This is a genomic window from Anaeromonas gelatinilytica, assembly GCF_016820635.1.
GTDB classification, from domain to species: domain Bacteria; phylum Bacillota; class Clostridia; order Tissierellales; family SIT17; genus Anaeromonas; species Anaeromonas gelatinilytica.
Window position 1 is genome coordinate 1 of the sequence record NZ_WSFU01000060.1, and the last position, 5,164, is coordinate 5,164.

Here is a 5,164-nt window from a genome sequence, read left to right on the forward strand (position 1 = left end):
TGTCTAGAAAGATTTACATCCATCATGCTAAAATATTTTTCTTGTCTATATAGTGGCATAGCACGTTGATATTTTAGATTTATTACATGACTAATAAACTCATTAGAGGCCATACTTTTATGGAGTAGGGTTTTAGGAGCCTTAGTAGTAACTATATTTGCTTTATTATTATTTTCTTCACAATTATATTGGTTAAACCAAATTGACGTTCCAAAGCAGGTGTAATTCCTATTACAATTACCACTGATAGCAAAGTGATTGCCATAATTGAAGCCAGGCCCAAATCGTTCATAATATATTGGTAATAATAGGTACTTGCTGTACTCACAAGGTAATTCCCTATATTTGCAACAATAATAATGACTGAAAAAATCAAAATATATTTATTTCCCGCAAGAAGTCGCAACATATCCTTTACTCTTATTTTGCTAATTTGATTATCGTCTCCATTCCGAATTTCTTTTACAACTAGAAAACGAATCAGACCTACAATCATAAATGGAACGCCTAATGCAATTACGATAAGACGCCATCCCTCTCTAGTTGTTCCTATTGTCTTAATCAACTGTGGAACAATAATGGAACCAGCCATTGTAAATACCATTGAAATCAAATTTCCAAATGATAACACGCTGACGCTTTGTGAACTATTCTCAATAGCATTTGCCAAATAAACACTTTCACTGCATTGGGTCAATGTCAAAAATACGGAATTAATCATCGTATAGCACACAAAAAGATATATGGCTCCAATGTTTACAGACATTTGTGGCGCTGAAAAAAGTAAAATCACAAATCCCCAGTAGCCCAAAGAGGCTAGCGCATATGGTCTTGCTTTTCCTATCTTGGTATGTGTTCTATCTATCAAATATCCAGCAACAATATCTGTGAAACCATCAAATGTTTTTGAAATCATAAATAAAATTCCTACTGTTCCCGGACTTATCCCCATATAATCTGTTGCAAAAAATGTAGTATAACCCAGAATAACACTGGCTACCGTAAATGATACTGTTTGGGTTGGCCACGCAAACAATAATTTTTTTGATGTTTTTTTACCCTGATTCATCCTTTTTCACCTCAAAATTATGTAATTGAGGCTCAGGAATCAAATACCTGAGCCTTTGGTTACGTCATTTAAAATCTGTATCTTCTTGCAAACGGAAATATAATATTAATTGTTCCCATTTACGATTTCCTGTCCGTCAAAATATCTTTTTCCATTTGTTTCCAAAGTGATTTTACTAAAGAATTGCTCCCATAGTAATTCGCATTCATATGGAACATAGATATGTGGACACTCAGTAACTGAGGTAAATTTAAACAACGGAATATTGTCTGTTCCATTTGTCCAAACTCTTGAATAATAATTGCCACTTTGGTCGTACTCCGTAGTCAATTTTGTATAGTCAAAACCATTTCTATTTGCCCAGTATTTCAAACACATATCATTCGAGTTTCCATTCTTGAATTCATCTGCGCCAACCTGGTCATATCTACCCATAAATAACCATACTGGTAATGGAGAAGTTAAACTCGGCACAGGGCTTTCACCCGGAATAGCGCTAATTGTCCACCCCGCAGGAGCAATTGCTGCAAACAATTCCGGCGCATCCAATCCAAGACGCCATGTCATTCCTGCTCCATTAGAATGCCCTGTTGCAAAAATCTTTTTTGCATTCACATTATAATTTTGTGAAGTTCTTGTGATAACTTCCCTAATAAATGCTACATCATCCGGCGGACTGCTCGGTGATACAATATACTGATTCCACACTGGTACTGGAATCCATCCAAACGATGGTAATGGGCAAGGATACGCTTGTGGAAAGACAACTAATAGTCCATATTCTTCTGCCGCTTCATGCCATCTTGAATCGCCAATAAAAGCTTCCGCAGAATTTGAACCACCATGCATTGCAACAATAAGCGGATATTCATTAGCGTCATTGTAGGTGCTTGGAACATAGGTGTACCATCTACGTAGCTTTCCATCAATTGTAGCTTCTGTATAAATAAATCCTTTTCCAGAAACATTTTCAGTTTTCACTCTCCATTCCAGTTTCCCTCCGGGTGTATTGGTGTAGCGTAAAGCCTCATTCAGAAAATTCTCAAATAATACAGTAGGAGTTGGTATCGTCGCTCCTGTTGTCAACCATATTCTTGTCGCTCCGTTAATATATGTTGTTTGTGCATATTCGTTTGGCTCATCTTCTATTGCATTGTCTGCCGCAACCCAATAATTTTTTACAGCGACATTGTTTGGTATTGATGTTGTGCTAATCATCCACACCGGAAGTGGAATATCCTTATTGTTTAAGCCGATTGTTTCTCTTCCATCTGAGTTCTGTCCTGCAATAAATGGATAGGAAAATGTATTTCCAAACGCAGATATTACCGAACTTGGAACATCGCTACCATTTATACTGATTAACCCGCCAAATAATTGAGGCCAATGCATTGCCATCTTATGAGCCGCAATTCCTCCTGAATTATAACCAACAAGATAAAGAGACCTTTCATCTAAATTAAATGCTGCCGGAATAGTTGAATATTTCTGACGAATCGTATCGACCACTCCATACAAAAACTCTTCATCATCACGCATATTAATTGCATTTGTCAAATTCCACCCTGCGTTTTGATACGATTCTGCCACCACAATAACAATACCATTGATATCAGCAGTTGATTTCCACGCCTGTCCATCTGTACTTTCAAAAAATCCTTGAGCTGTCATTTGGTTGTCAGGTAAAATCAGTATCGCCTGTGAACAGTGTTCAAAATTATTCGGTATATATACTGTGTAACGCCCAGCCAAACTTGTATTTCTAGGCGTTTGATTGTGAAAGATACCTGTTATAGGCGGAGCATACGGGTCAGTTGGATAAGATAAATTATTTGTAATCATACATTTTCCCTCTCTTTCAATTTTCATCAGCCAAAATCACATCATGTCGTATTGGCAGCCATTCATATAGCGCCTTTCTCAATGATAAATCCCAGAAATCCCATTCATGTGTATATCCCGGAACTTCTTCATATGTGACATCGTAACCATATTTCTCCAATATGTCTTTTGAGCCAATTGCAAATGAGCGAATAAAATCATTTCCTCCACATGTCATCAGCACTTTGGGGATTTTTTTCCCTTCTTCGATATTGCGTTTAAGTTGCTGATATGATTCATTTTCCGAATCAATTAACTTAATGCCCTTATCTTCCAATTCTTCGAAATCAATTTCAAAATCAGTGGAACCATTACCGTATTGGCTAGCGATAGCCATGATTTTATCTACATCCATTCCTCCACCAGACATCATCAATGCAGTATTTATCCTTTCCGGACCATACGCCACCCACTTTGCAGTAGCAATCGCTCCCATAGAAAGACCTGCCACAAAAGTATCTTCTGGTTTTGTAGAAATAGGAAACATTGCGGCACATACTTTAGGTAATTCTTCAAAAATGTAGTCCCAATATTTTGCTTGCCAAGGCAACTTTTCAGGGACATCGTTTTCATAACCCGAATTATATCCTGCCGGCATAATGACTGCTATTTTATTATCATTTGCATAACGAATAATATTTGAGAAATTAATATAATCCGAATCATCTCCTGTTCCGCCATGATATAAGTATAGTGTTTGAAACTTTGTGCCAGGCAAATAGCTCTCCGCCTTGCCTTTAAATCTGTCCATTGCATCCCACGATGGTAAAATCATTGTTACATTGGTTTGTTTCATCAATGATTGTGAGAAAAAATTGAACCTTGCTAACATTCTTATACACCTCCATATTAATTTGTAAAATTTATACAATATTCATATACATTTTGGATGATATATGTTATTGTTATATACATAATAACAGTTTTTTTGTATCTTTTTTTGATATTCATATCTAATACTGTATCCTATTTGTACTTTTTGTAGGAGCGTGGAATAATGAATAAACAAACTGATAATTATATTGAAATATGTTATGAATATAGTTTCGGAATGAAACTACCGCAGAAAATAGATTTAGAAATGCTGCCAGATATATTGACATTACATAATCCCATAGAACTTCAGGAAGTAACCTTTATCCCATCTGGAAAAGGTGTTTGGAAATCCTACAGTTATAGACCTACAATGATCATATCTTTCGATATGGAGCATTTTAATGCACAATTTTTTGCTCATGTACATAAACATGATTATATCGAATTGATTATAAACATATCTGACTTTTTTACTATGCAAGTCGAATCAAAAATATGTAATTTTGAAAAATTTGACATATGTATTCCTAACCGTTCAGTTCGTCACTCTGAATTCTTTGACCGAAATTTAAAACTTGTATATTTAGCATTCTCAGTTGATTACATTGAACAACTATTATTATCTAATACAGATATGCCAAAACAACTTAAACTTTTCATGAACAAAAGTCTCTATGATTCCTATTTGAATAATAGAAATTATATGTTTTTTAAATGTAAATCTTTCCATGCAATCTCTTTAATACATCATCTCATCGACAATATACGGATAGAATTCGAGAAAAAGCAACCCGGTTATCAACTCATAATTCAGGGATTATTATGCCGCTATTTTCATATATTATTTGATGAGCTTTATTACGACATAGACTATGTAGACTTAAATTCTGATAACGGACATTCCCTTGCTTCATCTGCCAAACAATTAATAGACAGGGATGCCATGTATTATCAGAAAGATATATTAAGTAATTTATTAAATTATAATGGCGACTATATTAATCGAATATTTAAAAAGCATTATGGATATTCTCTTTCAGAATACAGTAGAATTGTGCGCCTGCAAAATGTAGCTCACACATTAATATCTACAAATTTATCTATCCATGAAATTTGTAGTCGATTTGGATTTATAAACAGAACCTATTTTTACCGGATATTCAAAGAGAAATATAATTGCTCTCCTAATGAATACAGAAACATTCACAAAATTCAAAAGCATGAGAGATAAACTAATATATGCTATGCAGGAGATGTAACTCACCTGCATATTTGGATGTAACCGTCAAAGAATTCCTGCCTAGTCTATGATGAAAAGTTTTGCTAGAATATCAAATATAAAATATGAGAGGAATGATCTGTTATGTCTAGTGAGGCGTTAGCCATTGATTGGGATAA

The 5,164-nt window shown here is 34.9% G+C and carries 5 protein-coding genes; 1 reads left to right on the plus strand and 4 read right to left on the minus strand.

The features are described 5' to 3' along the window. The 4 genes from GOQ29_RS14980 to GOQ29_RS04580 form a co-directional block, all read right to left on the minus strand. Positions 1–113, minus strand: a 113-nt coding sequence (locus GOQ29_RS14980; protein ID WP_203371460.1) for an IS66 family transposase, incomplete at its 3' end; no start/stop codon positions are given. Between the two features lie 38 nt (positions 114–151). Further along, positions 152–1,069, minus strand: coding sequence for an MFS transporter (locus tag GOQ29_RS04570; protein WP_203371461.1), 918 nt, complete (start codon positions 1,067–1,069; stop codon positions 152–154). A gap of 105 nt (positions 1,070–1,174) precedes the next feature. Beyond that, on the minus strand, positions 1,175–2,911 hold the full coding sequence (locus GOQ29_RS04575; protein WP_203371462.1) for an alpha/beta hydrolase family protein: 1,737 nt from the start codon (positions 2,909–2,911) through the stop codon (positions 1,175–1,177). A gap of 16 nt (positions 2,912–2,927) precedes the next feature. Next, positions 2,928–3,782 (minus strand): alpha/beta hydrolase, encoded by an 855-nt coding sequence (locus tag GOQ29_RS04580; RefSeq protein WP_203371463.1) that lies wholly within the window; start codon positions 3,780–3,782, stop codon positions 2,928–2,930. A gap of 165 nt (positions 3,783–3,947) precedes the next feature. On the opposite strand from GOQ29_RS04580, the gene GOQ29_RS04585 reads away from it, so the two are divergent. After that, a complete protein-coding gene (locus GOQ29_RS04585; RefSeq protein WP_203371464.1) occupies positions 3,948–4,997 on the plus strand; it encodes a helix-turn-helix transcriptional regulator in 1,050 nt (349 codons plus the stop codon). The last annotated feature ends 167 nt before the right edge of the window (positions 4,998–5,164 follow it).